This window comes from Pseudanabaena sp. Chao 1811 (assembly GCF_027942295.1).
In the GTDB taxonomy this organism is placed as follows: domain Bacteria; phylum Cyanobacteriota; class Cyanobacteriia; order Pseudanabaenales; family Pseudanabaenaceae; genus Pseudanabaena.
This window is the reverse complement of sequence record NZ_CP101416.1, coordinates 1933641-1949973: the sequence shown is the minus strand read 5'-3', so window position 1 is coordinate 1949973 and position 16333 is coordinate 1933641. Positions and strand designations below refer to the sequence as shown.

At 41.4% G+C, this 16333-nt stretch carries 15 protein-coding genes; 8 read left to right on the top strand and 7 right to left on the bottom strand.

From position 1 onward, the window contains the following. Window positions 1-71 precede the first annotated feature (71 nt). The 4 genes from wecB to NMG48_RS09020 form a co-directional block, all read right to left on the bottom strand. Window positions 72-1181 carry a non-hydrolyzing UDP-N-acetylglucosamine 2-epimerase gene (wecB, locus tag NMG48_RS09035; RefSeq protein ID WP_271254915.1) on the bottom strand — a complete coding sequence of 370 codons (1110 nt, stop codon included), beginning with the start codon at window positions 1179-1181 and terminating at the stop codon, window positions 72-74. A gap of 11 nt (window positions 1182-1192) precedes the next feature. Then, window positions 1193-2044, bottom strand: coding sequence for a hypothetical protein (locus tag NMG48_RS09030; protein WP_271254914.1), 852 nt, complete (start codon window positions 2042-2044; stop codon window positions 1193-1195). A 141-nt stretch (window positions 2045-2185) separates the two neighbouring features. Continuing rightward, window positions 2186-3112, bottom strand: a complete 927-nt coding sequence (locus NMG48_RS09025) for a PFE-CTERM domain-containing protein (protein ID WP_271254913.1) — start codon at window positions 3110-3112, stop codon at window positions 2186-2188. Between the two features lie 128 nt (window positions 3113-3240). Further along, entirely contained in the window at window positions 3241-4203 is a 963-nt protein-coding gene (locus tag NMG48_RS09020; protein WP_271254912.1) for a protochlorophyllide reductase, read from the bottom strand. A gap of 393 nt (window positions 4204-4596) precedes the next feature. Here NMG48_RS09020 and NMG48_RS09015 point away from each other — a divergent pair, with 393 nt between their 5' ends. Then, complete coding sequence (locus tag NMG48_RS09015; protein WP_271254911.1) at window positions 4597-4833, top strand: hypothetical protein; 237 nt, start codon at window positions 4597-4599, stop codon at window positions 4831-4833. 84 nt (window positions 4834-4917) lie between these two features. Here the strand turns inward: NMG48_RS09015 and NMG48_RS09010 are convergent, their stop codons facing one another. Both NMG48_RS09010 and NMG48_RS09005 read right to left on the bottom strand, forming a co-directional pair. After that, window positions 4918-5694, bottom strand: a complete 777-nt coding sequence (locus NMG48_RS09010; protein WP_271254910.1) for a photosystem II S4 domain protein — start codon at window positions 5692-5694, stop codon at window positions 4918-4920. Further along, the gene (locus NMG48_RS09005; protein WP_271254909.1) at window positions 5694-6692 is read right to left on the bottom strand and encodes a PRC-barrel domain-containing protein; all 999 of its coding nucleotides are present in this window, start codon (window positions 6690-6692) and stop codon (window positions 5694-5696) included. Before NMG48_RS09005 ends, NMG48_RS09010 begins: the two co-directional genes overlap by 1 nt. Window positions 6693-6992: 300 nt before the next feature. On the opposite strand from NMG48_RS09005, the gene lipB reads away from it, so the two are divergent. The 7 genes from lipB (at window position 6993) to NMG48_RS08970 (ending at window position 13983) form a co-directional block, all read left to right on the top strand. Beyond that, the gene (gene lipB, locus NMG48_RS09000) at window positions 6993-7673 is read left to right on the top strand and encodes a lipoyl(octanoyl) transferase LipB (RefSeq protein ID WP_271254908.1); all 681 of its coding nucleotides are present in this window, start codon (window positions 6993-6995) and stop codon (window positions 7671-7673) included. A 97-nt stretch (window positions 7674-7770) separates the two neighbouring features. Next, window positions 7771-7905, top strand: coding sequence for a hypothetical protein (locus tag NMG48_RS08995; protein WP_271254907.1), 135 nt, complete (start codon window positions 7771-7773; stop codon window positions 7903-7905). Then, window positions 7874-8155 (top strand): hypothetical protein, encoded by a 282-nt coding sequence (locus tag NMG48_RS08990; protein WP_271254906.1) that lies wholly within the window; start codon window positions 7874-7876, stop codon window positions 8153-8155. Before NMG48_RS08995 ends, NMG48_RS08990 begins: the two co-directional genes overlap by 32 nt. 218 nt (window positions 8156-8373) lie before the next feature. Continuing rightward, entirely contained in the window at window positions 8374-10053 is a 1680-nt protein-coding gene (locus NMG48_RS08985; RefSeq protein ID WP_271254905.1) for a B12-binding domain-containing radical SAM protein, read from the top strand. A 259-nt stretch (window positions 10054-10312) separates the two neighbouring features. After that, window positions 10313-11458 (top strand): FIST signal transduction protein, encoded by a 1146-nt coding sequence (locus NMG48_RS08980; protein WP_271254904.1) that lies wholly within the window; start codon window positions 10313-10315, stop codon window positions 11456-11458. Between the two features lie 185 nt (window positions 11459-11643). Next, window positions 11644-12624, top strand: a complete 981-nt coding sequence (locus NMG48_RS08975; RefSeq protein WP_271254903.1) for an ATP-binding protein — start codon at window positions 11644-11646, stop codon at window positions 12622-12624. Window positions 12625-12753: 129 nt separating this feature from the next. Beyond that, window positions 12754-13983 (top strand): diguanylate cyclase domain-containing protein, encoded by a 1230-nt coding sequence (locus NMG48_RS08970; protein WP_271254902.1) that lies wholly within the window; start codon window positions 12754-12756, stop codon window positions 13981-13983. Window positions 13984-13985: 2 nt separating this feature from the next. Here NMG48_RS08970 and NMG48_RS08965 read toward each other — a convergent pair whose 3' ends face one another. Then, the gene (locus tag NMG48_RS08965; protein WP_271254901.1) at window positions 13986-16307 is read right to left on the bottom strand and encodes a CHASE2 domain-containing protein; all 2322 of its coding nucleotides are present in this window, start codon (window positions 16305-16307) and stop codon (window positions 13986-13988) included. Window positions 16308-16333 lie beyond the last annotated feature (26 nt).

Sequence of the window (16333 nt, the reverse complement as noted above, 5' to 3'; positions counted from 1 at the left end):
TACTAAATCCATAGCCTCATATTTTGAGACAAGATGGCTTTGCTATCTTGTCTCAAAATATGAGAGATTGTTTAAGCTAAAAAATCATGAACTATATCTAGGATACGCTGACTCGATTTGCCATCGCCAAAGGGATTAGCAATATTTGCCATCTGTTCATAGGCATTGCGATCGCCTAATAATTTAGAAGCTGCTGCCACGATCTCTTGAGTGTCCGTACCCACCAGCTTACTTGTCCCTGCGGCAACTGCCTCTGGACGCTCAGTCGTAGTACGCAAGACCAAAACAGGTTTGCCAAGGCTAGGAGCTTCCTCTTGCAAGCCTCCTGAATCGCTCATGATCAAATAGCATCGCTGCATTGCCCCGACCAATTGCTCATAGTCCAATGGCTCCACTAAGAAAATGCGTGGATGATTGCCTAGTTTGGCGATTAACGGCTCCCGTACCACAGGATTCATATGCATGGGCAGAACTAAAGCCACATCAGGAAATTCCGCCAAAATCTGCAACCATGCTTGAATGATTTGCTCTAAGGGCTGTCCCCAATTTTCGCGACGATGGACAGTGGCAAGAATCACCCGATGGGATGACCAGTCCAACCCTTTGATTTCACACTTTGGCGATCGCCCTGAAACATACAGCAACGCATCAATAACTGTATTACCCGTGTGATGAATTCCTTCTTTTACTCCTGACGTTTGGAGATTTGTCACAGAAGCAGTAGTAGGTGCAAAATGCAGTTGAGCTATCTGAGAAACTAGGCGACGATTGGCTTCTTCTGGAAATGGATTAAACAGATTATCGGTGCGGAGTCCCGCTTCCACATGTCCAATTGGAATTTGTTGATAAAAAGCCGCCAGTGCCGCCGCAAAAGCAGTGGTCGTATCCCCTTGGACTAAGACAATATTGGGTTGAATCTCTTTATATAAATTCTCCAAACCAATTAAGCTATTGCAGGTAATCTCAGTGAGGGTTTGCTTCGGACGCATGATTCCCAAATCATAATCTGCCTTGAGGTCAAACAATTGCATCACCTGTTCCACCATTTCCCGATGCTGCCCAGTTAACACAACTGAAGTTTGGAATTGAGGATTATTTCTAAATAAATGGATGACAGGTGCAAGCTTAATTGCTTCTGGACGAGTGCCTAAAGTAACGCAGACATGAAATTGAGTTGGCAAAATAATCTCCCTTATAACAAAACGATTTGAGTTGTAACAGAAGCAGCTTTCGGTGCTTTGCTACTACCAAAGGCAGCGTGAATGCCGCGCAATGTCAGAATTATAATTCCGCAAACTACCAGATATTGCACAAATTGAATTGCAAATCTGGGTGTTGTGAGTAAATTTTGCCAAGACAAACTGTTAGAGGAGAATGTTGTCTCAGACTGAAAATCACTAATACTTTCTTCATTTGGAATTGCAGGAATATCAGACAGAACGAGAAAATCTGAATCTTGGGAAGAATTAGAATTTGTTAACTCTGAGATTTGAGCCTGCATTGGTGTGAGATTTGGTAAAGCAGTAGGGGAACCATCGCCAAACATTTCATCTAAATCAGTGGTTGATGCGACTGATCTATTATCATCTTCAGCGCGATCGCGAGAAAATTCATTACGCTCGTCATTAGGCATAGGCTTGACGGGGAACACAGGTAAAGGAGGTATTCTAGATCTTTCTGGGGATTTATTAACTCCGCCATTTTCACTAATGTTGAGATCTTTGCGTTCAACTAAAGAAATTTCCTCTGTCCATGCAGGCTCCTCAAAGCCAGTTTGCTGCCAAGAAACAGTGATGCTGGAAATAGACGGCACTTCGAGGGTCAGGAACCATTTTTTCAACATTCCCACTAATACTTGACGCTTGGGGATACGCACTTCATCATCGAGCGATCGCAAGTCCGACTCGATTAAAACTTCAAGGCGATCGCCATCACGTTCAACATTGGCGAGCATTCCCTGCGACTTGAGCAAACGGTTCATTAATGAAGCGATCGCATTAACATTGCCCTGTTTAGCCTGTTCGATGAGTGGATTTTGTGCCATAACCAAGCAACCTCGGATGCTTACCCTAAAGTATCTTTTAATGTAAGCCAAATGTATCAGATTTCTGGAGCTTTACGAAAATAGAACAAGTAATAATCTCTACAAAATCAAGTTTAAGATAGCAAAGGCAATATTAATTAACTACTTACTTTGCTTATCTTTTACTTTATTCCGCCAATATTTCAATCCTGTGATCGCTCCTAATACTACTGCTAAACCATTGTTTGGTGAAAAATCAAATGGTACAGGTGTGGTATCTAATTGAACAGTGCCAAGGGTAAAAGTGCCTGATTCTTTACTTGTATCGTCTCCAAGAAATACAAAGCTTTGGGTGGCGTATGGATTAAAGGGTAGTGGGGGAGTTGTGGATACAAAACTACTATAGTCCACTAAGTTTCCACTAATAACTAGAGTTGAGCTAGTCTCATTAGTTAAAGTATAACCGCTATTTAAAACTGTAAGTTTGTATGTTGTAGGATTAGCGGTTGTATTAAATGCTTTTGTTTGGAGGGGATCCTGAGAAGTAAAATTTGAAGAGGACTGGGCAAAAATTTCGTTAACTCTAAACCCAATTTCGATCGCTTTTGTTATGTCTTTGCTGACAGCGATTATGCTAAAAGGCGCTCTCGGATTAGTACCTGTTGTATTATTGCTGCTAGAAGGATCGATCTGAACTGTAAAAGTAATCGAATAACCAGTAGTCTGATCGAGGGTATTCGCATTAAAACTGCCAAAATAACTAGCAGGTTTCATGGTTAGAGGGTTAGCAGGTTGATAATTGCTATATCCAGAATATTCCGCAGAGTTTGCGGCTGTATTTAACTGGACTCCCCCTGTAACTACCGTTTGAGATGTTGAAACTTGAAATGGAAAAGCTCCCCCTGTAGCACAGGGACCAAATGGAGAACTTGCAGCACAAATTGCTCCAGATCTTATTGCGGCATTCTGAGTATCAGGAGTTTGACTAAGGCTGCCATCATATAGTGTAGTTATACCGAATGCGTTTACACTAATTGCTCCAGTAAAGAAAACACTAGTAGCGATCGCTGATGTCCACAAAATCTTCATATGCATTGATGCCTGATTTAATTTGGGAAATAAATATAAAATAACCTTATTAATTTAGATTATCAATGATAGTGAAAATTGTATTGTTTTTTGATAAAAAAAGAGGTTCGCTTAGCGAACCTCTTTTTTTAAACGAGTCTGACTAGCTTCGCACTCAGATCCCACATTTTCTCTGCTCTGGCATCATCACGAGCTTGAGGCGAAACGGTCTGGACAAAAGACTTGCCATCTTGTTTCTGGCGATTACCCCAACTCCAATAAGCTCCTGATTGACGATATTCAGGATCGGCAACTACCGCAGCAACTCTCTGACCTGATAGTTCTTGAGTTACATAACCCTTAGTTATGTTCTTTTGGAATAAGGGGAATAACTTCTGGAAGAGAGGATAGTGATTGCGGAATAGAGGAGTATCGGCAACGCAACCAGGGTAGAGAGAAGTGAAGGTAATGCCTGTGGAATCGTGGAAACGACGGTGCAATTCTCTCATGGTTAAGATGTTGCAAACCTTGCTCTCTTTATAGGCTCGAACTGGTTCAAATTTCTTGCCATTTGCCATCGAAATTGGTGGTTTGAAGCCTTTTTCAAATCCTTCAAGATTACCAAGATCTGGCTGTGGTGGAATCTTACCGCCCAATTCGTCAGGGTTATGGGTGACGGTTCCTAAAATGACGACACGGCGATCGCTATAGGTGGATTTTTTCATGTCTTCTAGAAGAAGATTGACAAGCAAGAAATGGCTCAGATGATTGGTGGTCATAGTTAGCTCAAAGCCTTCAGGCGATCGCTGGGGTTCTTTGAGTAGAGGAGTATAAATAGCGGCATTAACCACGATTGCTTCAAGAGATCTGCCCGTAGCACGGAATTTAGCCACAAACTCACGTACACTTACCAAGGAGCCAAGATCAACTTGAATGACTTCGTATTTATCTTTGGAAATGCCTACGGATTCCGCCGCTTTGTGGGTTTTATCAACATTGCGGCAAGCCATGACGATGAACCAACCTTTATCGGCGAGAGCCTTGGCTGACCAAAGCCCCACCCCTGAAGATGCGCCTGTAATAATAACTGTAGGTAGTTGTGGATATGACATTTTTAAGAATAACTTTATAAACTTTGTTTAGAATTTTACAGTGATTTGGGATAATGTGAAACTCAAGAATTTTTGCTAAAAGTAGCACTTGCTAAAGCTTTGGGAATACTATGGAGGCTAATGCCTACGGATTATCCATTAGTCATATATTCTTTTGAGATAATTTAGACCTCGCAATGATCGATAGAAATATTTCAGCAATATCAAGGTCTATTTCCCTTTGCCGCGCTATCTCAAACCAGTAACCCCGAAGAAACCTTAAGACAAGTGGCGAGACAAATTGAAAATATCGCTGATCATCAACTGCAAAGTAACGTCGCCGCCTCGACCGCTATAATATCTGGTATAGCCCTAAGCAAAGAAATCATCAAGAGATTACTCAGGAGCGACATCATGAAAGAATCAGTAATTTATCAAGAGATATTACATGAAGGTTTAGCTGAAGGTAAAGCTAGAGGTTTAGCTGAAGGTGAGGCTAGAGGTTTAGCTAAAGGTAAGGCAGAAGAGCGAAATCAAATTGCTTTGAATATGCTGCGTTCTAACATTGCACCAGAAGTCGTTGCTCAAGTAACTGGACTAACAGCTAAGCAGGTGCAAAAACTCCAAAAGCTCTCTACGAAAAAATCTTAAACACCTAAAAAATAATAGCGATCACAAAAAAAGGCAGAGGTAATTCATGAATTACCTCTGCCTTTTGGGGATTTAATTTTGATATTAAACTGATCGCGTCATTTGCACCCGATAGCGTTCTTTTTTGGTAATCATGATGTCGCCGATGGTAACGCGCCCTTTGCCGCGAATTGCGATCAGATCGCCTGTTTTCACTTGATAGCTAGGTTGCGAGATCGTTTTCCAGTTGACGCGCACATCTTCACTATTAATCAAGTCCACCATTTTGCTGCGAGACATCCCAAAACCAAAAGAGGCGATCGCATCGAGTCTCAAGGATGCCTCAGTGGAAGTGAGTTCTTTGGTTACAGGGATGCGAATTTTTAACTCTTCCCAAGCGATCGCATTGACCTTGACGGGAACTGTCCGTACTTGATTGAAATGCAGTTGCAAGTATTCTACTAATTCAGGAACAACGATCGCCTGTGCACCTTTTTCGCCCAAAACATTGATATCGCCAACCTTTTGACGCTCGATGCCTGTGCCAAGGATTGCGCCCAGAAAATCGCGATGGGTTGCTGTATCAAACAGGAAATTTCCTGAAATTGAGATCGGGGTGAGGCTGACTAGGGTTGAATCAAGGGGCAACTCTGCACGGGCGATCGCTAATCTTTGGCGTTCGGCTTGCTCATAGCCACCCCATGCCAAGCAATGGATTTCGGTCATCTTGCCGAATACTTGCAAAGCTTCGGTAATTTCGGGTGGTGATAGGAAATCACTACATACAACTTCCCATGTTTGAACTGCGCGATCACCCAAATCTAGCAAGCGGCTAAGGGTGTCGCGATTTTCAACATGATTTAATAGGTCACGAGGTAGCATTAAATTTCGTCAAATTCCTCTTCGGGAATACGTTGTTTGGACTTGTCAGGAATTTTAGTTTCGCCCCAAGCATCGCGGATTTGCTGTTGAGTTTCATTACGAAAATCGGGCTTTGAGGTGGTGGGGTAATCATCCTCAAAATCATCGTAATCATCATCGTAATTATCGATGGGCTTTGGTGGTGTAATTGGGCGAGCTGGTGGCTCAGGACGGACTTCAGCTCTAGCTTGGCGACGTTGCTGCTGTGGTGGGTTTACGGGAACGCGCTCCTCCGCCCAATTGTCACCGTCATCCCAGGATTGTTCTTGACGATAGACGGGGCGTTGCTGCTGTGGTGGTGGCGAATAGGTGCTTCTGGCTCCCGATGACAGCGCATTATCACGCATGGTGGTGGTAGGTGGCAGATAGTCATCCTCGAAATCGTCTTCCCAAGGTGCTTTGCCCAAACCGAGACGCTCTAATAGACCTTTGCTCAGTTGGGTCATCCGATCTTCCATGCCCTCAGTAACGATGATGCGATCGCGCCCAACGGCGATAATTTCATTCACATCAATTTCGTAAGTACTAATTAAGCTGGCAGGAATAATGGGATTACCGACCGAAGCTACAATCAAAAACATCAGATCCCCTGTTTCAGGATCAAATTTAAAATCGCGTACCTTACCCAGTAATTCCCCCGACTCAGTTACGACTTCGTTATTAATTAAAGTGGTGTAACGCTCAGTAATTAAAATATCTTCGAGAACCGACTCGTCATCAACCAAAATCGCATCGGGTCCTAACAAATCAATATTGTCAAGGGACATAAAAAATGTGTCACCTATACCAATCGGTGTGCCGGGGACGAAGCGTTCAGCGACTGTCACCCCTGTAACACGACGCTGATCAACATCTAGCCAGATTTGCGTTACGATGCCAAGTCGAATGGCTGATCGCTTGCTGAAGACCTGCAAACCCAAAACGGCGGCACGTTGACGAAGATTTTCCGATTGCATCATGGCGGTGACGTGGCTCTATATGATTCCTTACAAGTGGGGATGCCCTACAAGTGGGGCAATAACTATAAACAGGAGAGTAAATACCTAGCCCTGATTCTAGCAGACTAGATCCCTGTCGGTATCCCCACGTTTGTTGATCAATACTTATTGAATAGCTGCCGTCACTCGCATTAAAACCCAAGAAATAGGTGGCGGCGCGAAGCGCCGCCACCTATTTCTTGGGCAAGCTACGAGAAAGACAAGGGGCTTAAGCCCCTTGTTATAGACTTTTATTACTCACGACTCATTTAGGATTTTGATATGCGCCGCACTTGTTTGCTTTACCAAAGCGATCGCCCCATTCCGTACTTGACTGCTTGGCAATGGCAAAAAGAATTTGTGGAGGAGCGCAAACAAGCAAGGCGTGAGGGTAAGGATTTGCCCGATGTTTTATTGCTGGTAGAACATCCTGCTGTGTATACATTGGGGCAAGGTTCAAGCTTGGAATTTCTCAAATTTGATCCCGATGATCCCGATATCGAATGCCATCGCATTGAGCGAGGTGGTGAAGTTACGCACCATGCGATCGGTCAATTAGTTGCTTATCCCATTCTCAATCTCGATCACCATCAACGCGATCTACATTGGTACTTGCGACAACTAGAAGAGGTGATTATTCAAGTTTTAGCTAGTTATGGAGTTTCTTCGCAACGTATTCAAGGTTTAACGGGTGTATGGATTGATCATATTGGTCAATCACAAAAAATCGCGCAAGTCGGTATCAAAGTCAGCCAATGGATTACGATGCACGGCTTTGCTTTAAATATTTGTATGGATCTATCAGGGTTTGAGCGCATTGTTCCCTGTGGCATTAGCGATTGCCAAGTATGTAATCTCAATCAATTCGCGCCTAATGTTGATTTTGTAGATGTAAAAAAGGCGATCGCGCAAACCTTCGCTGAAATATTTAATTTGGAAATGCAATTTCAAGCGATCGGCTGACTGAGAAATTATTTATTTTTCGGTTAATTCTTGCAGATCGCTACTCTCTTAATTTTGCCATCTAAGTAGCTAGGCATAATTAAAACTCAGTTGCATTATGACTTCTAATCAGTTAGATCTGAGCGAGTTTGATATGCCATTAGCAACTGTCAGGATGAAGCATGTTGTGCAAGAGATGATGCCATTTGGAATCTCGCCTGATGAATATGCTGCGCGGTGGGCACATAATTGATCTAAATATTTATTGCTTCTCTTTAGATCAATATAGATATCACGATGTTGTTCTTCAATCATGGATTCATTCTCTCGGTGCAATTCTTTTTCAGAAAAATGGTGCGCCTAAACTGAGTGATCTCCGAGCAAAATTTCTTACTACTGAGGAAATTCAAGGGATTCAAGAACAAGAAAATGAGTTCCTAGCAGAATTACTTGCTGATGAAGAAATGCAAGAGATTCAAGAACAACAAGAATATAAAATATAAAGGGTTTTAAAACGGTGTGAGTGTCACTCAAATAGTCTTTGCGAAAGATCCCCCGACAAAACAGGCGCAAAATTGTAAAAGTAATTCAGAGGCATTGACAAAACAGAAATAATTTCTAACTGCGATCGCCTTGAGGAGATGGATTGTTAATGTGATCGTGATAATCCCAAAAACACACTGAATTAAGGCAAAGTGTCGTTCACCTTGGATATGGCATAATGGCGATACTGCGATCTATTGCTGAAACCTTGAATCAATCCTACTTCCAGTCCGAATATTTACTATTTGAACCCACCACACCAGAACATGATGCGGTTAATATCGTTTTTGCTTTTCCCAGCACCTACACCGTAGGAATTACGAGCTTAGGATATCAAGGAGTATGGGCAAATTTAGCAACGCGATCGCAGGTTAATGTCAGTCGATGGTTTACCGATGCCCATGAGGATTTACCACGCCAGATTGAGATATTAGGCTTTTCATTTTCATGGGAATTGGATTACGTCAATATTCTCGCTGCATTAAAGAAATTCGATATTCCCATTGATAGCTGCGATCGCACTGATGAGCATCCATTAGTATTTGGTGGGGGGCCAGTTCTCACCGCTAATCCGGAACCATTTGCCACATGGTTTGACATTGTCTTGCTCGGTGATGGCGAAGAACTAATTGGTAACTTCCTCAATGCTTATCAAGAAGTACGTCATGCTAGCCGTACAGTGAAATTGCGTCATTTAGCAAAATTAGATGGAATATATGTTCCACAGCTATATACAGTTACCTACGAAGCAGCAGATGGAGCGATCGCTTCCATTCAACCCATAGATTCCGATATTCCTGCAATCATCCATAAGCAAACCTACAAAGGCAATACTCTCTCCGCTTCCACAGTCGTTACGGAAAGAGCTGCTTGGGAAAGTATCTTCATGGTGGAAGTAGTGCGAAGTTGTCCAGAGATGTGTCGCTTCTGTTTAGCGAGCTATCTCACACTCCCATTTCGGACTGCGAGTTTAGAGACTAGTCTGATGCCTGCGATCACTAAAGGACTAGAAGTAACCAAACGATTAGGATTACTAGGCGCATCAATCACTCAACATCCTGAATTTGATACATTACTAGACTATCTCGCGCAACCGCAGTTTGATGATGTTCGCCTCAGCCTTGCTTCTGTTCGCACCAATACCTTAACCGAAAAATTAGCGCGAATTCTCTCTACCCGTGATAGTCGCTCCGTTACCATTGCGATCGAAAGCGGTTCTGAACGTTTACGAGAAATCATTAACAAAAAACTGCATAATGACGAAATCAGACAAGCAGCAATTAATGCTCAGGCAGGTGGTTTAAAATCTCTGAAACTCTATGGGATGGCAGGTGTGCCAATGGAAAATGATGACGATATCGAACAAACGATCGATATGCTGATTTCCCTTCGCAAACTTGCCCCAAAATTAAAGATTACCTTTGGTTGCAGTACCTTTGTGCCTAAGTCCCATACCCCTTGGCAATGGCAGGGAGTTAGTACGACTGCCGAAAAGAAAATGCAGTATTTTCGTAAGAAACTTTTACCAAAGGGAATTGATTTTCGTCCTGAAAGTTACAAAGATTCGCTTGTGCAAGCACTTATTTCTAGAGGCGATCGCCGTCTGACGAAATTATTACGCTTGGCTTGTAGCTACAGCGATGGTGATGTGCCTAGTGATGGTTCCTACAAACGCGCCTTTAAGGAATTACGTGGACAGTTGCCGCCCTTATCTTGGTATGTCCATGAAGATTGGGATGTCCATCAAGTTCTGCCTTGGCAACATCTTCGCAGTGCTTTGCCAGTGGAAACCTTAATCAAACATCGCGAAACATCTTTGCATGTTGACAACTATGCTGAATTACTCACGACAAAATAAACACTCGGAATAACTAACTCAGCATAGTTATCAACAAAACCGCGATATCTGTAACGATCGCTAAGCGATCGTTACAGATATCGCGGTTTCAAATTTACTGTAGTCGCTCACGGCATGACATAAAACCCAAGAGAGAGTTAGCGACGCAAAGCACGCCAACTCTCTCTTGGGTTTTGTTTTTATCATCACATTAATGGCTATAGCTATAGAATAAATTAAACTCGCGTTTAATCCTTGATCAAAATACTAGGTAAATAATATGTTCAAAGTAGCTGTTGGTCACAGTAATGATCCTGACAGTTTGGAAGCTATTAATGAAACTTTAGAACAATGCCTCATATCGCTTGGTGGAGTACTACCACGAGCAGGTATCTTATTTGCCGCGATCGATTTTGACTATAGCTTGATTCTGCAACGCATTAATGACACATTTCCCAATATCGAACTGATTGGAGGCTCTACGGATGGTGAAGTCTCTTCTGTTTTGGAATTTCAGCAAGACTCGATAACCTTAATGCTTTTCTGTTCCGATGAAATCGAAATTCGGGCAGCCATTGGCAAAAATGTTTCTCAAAATCCCGTGGAAATTGCCCGTCAATCGATTGAATCAATAAAGCAACAACTTACCTTACCAATCAAGTTTTGTATTACCATGATCGAGAGCTTGACTACGAGTACAGTTTCGATTTTGCAAGGTTTAGACTTAGCCCTTAAGAATATCCCAATCTTTGGAGGAGCTACTGCTGACCAATGGCGATATAAACAGACTTATCAATTTTATAAAAATGAAGTACTTAGCGATGCTGTCGTAACCCTATTATTTGCTGGAAATATTGTTTTTTCTCATGGTAGGTCTGGTGGATGGAGACCAATTGGGAAACGGAGCTTAGTTACCAAAGTTGATAAAAATATCATCTATGAAATAGACCATAAACCTGCCTTAGATTTTTATTATTATTATCTAAATATTGACGAGCCAGATTCTGTCTATCCTTTAGCAGTATTTCCGCCTGATGAAGAAAACTTTTTTCTACGCGGAGCTATTTCCTACGATAAAAATACAGGTAGCATCACTGTTTCAGGGGATATTCCTGAAAATTCGATTGTCCAAATTACTGATACCTGCCTTGAAGATGTGATTGCCGCATCACAAACTTCTTTCGCTGAGGCAAAAGCAAATTATGCAGGTCAATCTCCAGAGGCGGCTCTTCTTTTCTCCTGCGCTTGGCGTAGACAAATTTTGGGGACTAGAGCCAATGAGGAATATCAAGCGATCGCAGATTTGTCCACACCAGTTCTCCCCAGTTGTGGATTTTATACCTATGGAGAAATTTCGCCGTTAAGTGAGCATGGACAAACTTTTTTCCATAACACAACGTTTTTAACTCTACTACTTGGTAACTAGTAAAGATGTTTTATAGAAGTTCACATTTTTTCTATTACTTTGGCATAATTTAAATCTAGAATCTGCGATGTAGATTCTAAAGTTTTATATATTAAATAAGCTTAATCACAGAAAAATGAAACCCAAAAAACCCTGATAAAATCAGAATGGGTAGCACTTTGAACCATTCATTTAGAGGTGTATTAATGGAAGAGAATGAAGATAAAATCAAAAGGTTAGAGAAAGAGAATCGGATTCTCAAAAAGAAATTAGAACGTTCAGAAATTGATCGCTCCAGTCTCGAAACTACTAATCGCAATAAAGAGACTTTGCTCAAAAAAGTGATTTGTGATTTACAGGAATATCAAGTCATTCTCGAAAAGAAAAGCCTTGATCTAGAACAAACCTTAAATGATTTATCACTTATGCAGAATAAATTAGTTGAGGCGGAAAAGATGGCAGCTTTGGGCAGTTTAGTCGCTGGTGTTGCCCATGAAATCAACACTCCCGTAGGAACAAGTATCACCCTTGCCTCTACCTTGAGGGATGAGACTCAGTTGTTAATCACATTGGTAGAAACTGGTTGTCTCAAGAAGTCACTATTAAATCATTATATAGAAGTTGCCTCAGAAGTAAGTAGTTTAATCCTGAGTAATTTAAATCGGGCTGGTGAATTAGTGCATAGTTTTAAGCAAGTTGCTGTCGATCAAGCTAATTCCGAGAAAAGAAATTTTAAAGTCAAAGAATATATAGAAGAAGTCGTAATCAGTATTTCTCCTAAATTTAAACAGAATTTATATAAAGTAGCGATTACAGGTGATGACTTGATTAATATCTATAGCTATCCCGGAGCTTTAGCCCAAGTAATTACTAATTTAGTAGATAATTCTACTCTTCATGCTTACTTACCTGAGCAGTCTGGGAATATTCATATTGAGGTTCACAAACAAGCAGATCAAGTAATTATTAAATACAAAGATGATGGTTTTGGGATTGACCCACAAATATCTGGTCGAATATTTGAACCATTTTTTACCACTGCTCGCGAGAAAGGTGGAACAGGATTAGGTCTACACATTACCTATAATTTAGTTACTCAAAAATTACAAGGAAGTATTGATTGTGAAAGTGAAATCGGAAAAGGTACACTATTTACTATAACTTTGCCAAATTCTATAAATTCTTAGCTTAGAGAATTTGTGGTTTTTGCTAAATATAGTCCATTATTTCAATGGGATATTCTCATATGTATTTGAAACCAAATATACTTCATATATAAATCTCTATATATTTTTCTATATATTTTCCATATAGCCATGTTATCTAATTTGACTCCAGAAAATTCTAATTCAAAAAACAACCAAATAGATACATCTAGTGATGAAGATGATAAAATCACTTTTCATGATGAAGATGATCTAGTTCTAGAATCCTCCCATAATTTAGATATAAACCCTCAAGAATTAGATATAGATAAATGGAAAGTAATAATTGCTGATGATGACCCTGATGTACATCGGGCAACACGGATAGCTCTTAAAAATCTTGTATTTGAAGGTAAGTTAGTAGTTTTCTTTTCTGCTTATTCAGGAGAAGAATGTAAGCGATTAATTACAGATACTCATCCTGATGCCGCTTTGGTTTTGTTAGATGTAGTTATGGAAACTAACAATGCAGGATTAAACTTAGTCAAGTATATTCGGGAAGAATTAAATAATCATCAAATCCGTATTATTTTGCGAACAGGTCATCCGGGGGAAGCTCCTGAAGAGTCAGTGATACTTAATTACGATATTAATGATTACAAGCTAAAGATAGAATTAACTCGTCAAAATCTACTGACAACAGTACTGGCATCCCTTAGGGCTTATCGAGATATCACGATCATAGAGCAGCAAAAAATTAAACTCGCACAAGCTTTTAAAAATTTGCAAAAAGTACAACTGCAACTGGAAGAATATACTTATAGTCTGGAAAAGAAAATTGCGGATCGGACTTCAGCTCTAGAGCTAGCAAATCGAAGACTTCAGCGACTAGCACAAATAGATGGATTAACTCAAGTAGCAAATCGTCGTTGCTTTGATGAATATTGGCTCCAACAGTGGAATATGCTCCAGCAGGAGCAGCAACCCATCTCATTGATGTTGATCGATATAGACTATTTTAAGAACTATAATGATCATTATGGACATTTAGCTGGAGATGAATGTTTACGGCAAGTTGCTCAAGGAATTAGTAACTTATTAATGCGTCCTCAAGATTTGGTAGCACGTTATGGTGGGGAAGAGTTTGTGGTGGTATTACCCCATACCCAAATCGAAGGAGCAAAGAAGGTCGCTGAGCAAATCATAGCAGTAATTAATGATCTCAATTTTACTCATGTCAAATCCTTAGTCAGCGATCGCATTACTTTGAGTATTGGTATTTCCTGTGTTGTTCCTAATTCTAATCTTTTGGTGGATATGCCGATTTCTTTGGCTGACAAAGCTCTCTATCAGGCGAAACGGGAAGGACGCAATCGTATTGTTTTGGCGTTAGACAGCTAATTTTAGATACTTGTTTGCCAGTTAATCCACGCTTTGAGATCGTTAGGGACTGTAGTGAAATGTAGATAAATTTGTTTGATAGGATGCGATCGCTGTTGAGAAATTGCAGAAATCGTGAGATTGTTCTCTAATTCCAATTTATCTGATGTTGCTTGATCGGGTTGATGATGCTTTAAGACTTTGGCATAGATTTCGCCTTCGATTGTGACGGTTTGAGAAGGATTGAGTTGGTCAGGAGCAGACACTTGAAGATGTAGTTTGATGTTAGTTAATACAGGTAGATCCTCTTTCGCCAAGATCTCTGCTCCGTAGGGTGATAGTCGTCGGATCTCACCTTCAAAGATTTCTGTGCCGAGATGTTTCTCTTCTAAAATACGATAGGTAATTGCAATTGGCTGAGGCAATATTTGTAGAGAATCATTAATAGAAGGAAGTTCGAGATTATAAATACCGCCAATGCCACAAATATCGTAGATTGAAATGGGATGCGACACGCCCTTAGGTTCCACTTCCATTGAGCCATTAGTTTTGACGATCGCCTGTATTTCGTTATAGGTTGTTTCCGATATCAAAATCTGACCACCGACAGTATAGGATTCAATCCTTGCCGTGAGATTGACATGATTGCCAACAACAGCATATTTCGCCCGCGAATGGGAACCGATATTGCCTGCAACCACTTCGCCCGTATTAATGCCAATTCCCATCGCGATTTCTGGTAAGCCTAGTTGGGTGAGTTGGGCATTTACCGATCGCATGGCAAGTTGCATCGCGATCGCACTAGCGACTGCCCTTGCCGCATCATCTTCACGATGGATGGGCGCACCAAAGAGAACCAAAATGGCATCACCGATAAATTCATCAATGGTGCCTTGATAGGTAGCGATCGCCTCGGTCATCGTTCCTAAAAATACATTGAGAATTTCTACTACTTTTTCGGGAGGCATTTTCTCGGAAATAGTTGAGAAACCACGGAGATCGCACATGAGAATTGTGACTTTGCGGCGATCGCCTCCAAATTTGAGACCTTCGGGGGTTTCTAATAAACTTTTGACGACAGCATCAGTTAAATAGCGACTAAAGTAAGCCCGAATTTGCGCTGCCGTAATTGCTAGATAGCTGGTCACGATTGCACCACCACCTAAAAAGCCAATCATTGCAGGCACAAAGGGCAACCACCAACCATAGCCTAAGGCAATAAAACAAGCAGCAAAGAGACTGCCACCCAGTGCTAATACACTGAGCGATCGCAACATTAAAAGCTGAAATTCGCGTTCCTTTACCTTGACATTACGCCATTGCCAAATTAAGAGGGAACCAGTCAACGACCAACCAAAAATCCATAACCATTCCCAATGCTTTTCCCAAGTGTGAATTCCTACACGTCCGTCAAGAGAACTACTCAGAATATGACTCACTAGTTGGGCATGAACTTCAATTCCTGAGGTAAAGATGCGGGTACTGCCAATGCCGCTATCAAGGGGAGTGAAAAACCAATCCCTTAAACTGACTGCTGTTACGCCAATCATCACCACGCGATCGCGCAGTAAATCAGGGGCAATTTTACCTTCTAGCACATCTGCCATCCGTACAGTCTGAAAACCATTAAGAGAGCGACGATAGTTCACGATAAATTGATGTCCACCTACATCAGCATGGCTATAGCCTCCATCATTGGTGCGTAATCTGGGGGGATTGAGCGCTTTCTCAAAGGGAACTATTTTTTCGCCATCTAGATAGAGTAAAGATATTTGTAAGCTGAAACTAGGGGAAACTTTGCCATCGGATGAACGTAAAGCTAGCAAACCTCTGCGAACCCTACCATCGGTATCAACTGGAAGATTGATTGCCCCAATTTGTTCGGGAGGAAGGGCAGGTGGGGGATTAATATTAGAACTGGCGATCGCAAAATTAGAATCAACGAGATCGGCTGTTTTGGTTGCACCAACTAGATTTGGCGTACTTTTAAACAAGGCTTCCAGTTGTGAATAGCCAGCACCGACAGGTTTATCACGGGCAAGATCAAGACCGATCGCCCGTGGTTTTTGTTTACGTACTTTGTCTAATAATTGGGTCAGTAAAGCATCATCAATGGGCCAAGCATATTGACGGACATCTGCTTCATCAATGCCAATAATCACAATACGGCTATCTTCAGGCTCAGGCGATCGCCACCGAAAGAACTGATCGAGCATTGCTAATTCCAATGGCTCTAGCACTCCAATTATCCGCAATCCAATCGCCAATATGGAGATTGTCGGTGCAGCGATCGCAATGCCTCGCCATTTCCATAAGACATTTTTTAATTGGGAGCGAATCGCCATAAAGTTTACTCCTGCTGACTGATTAT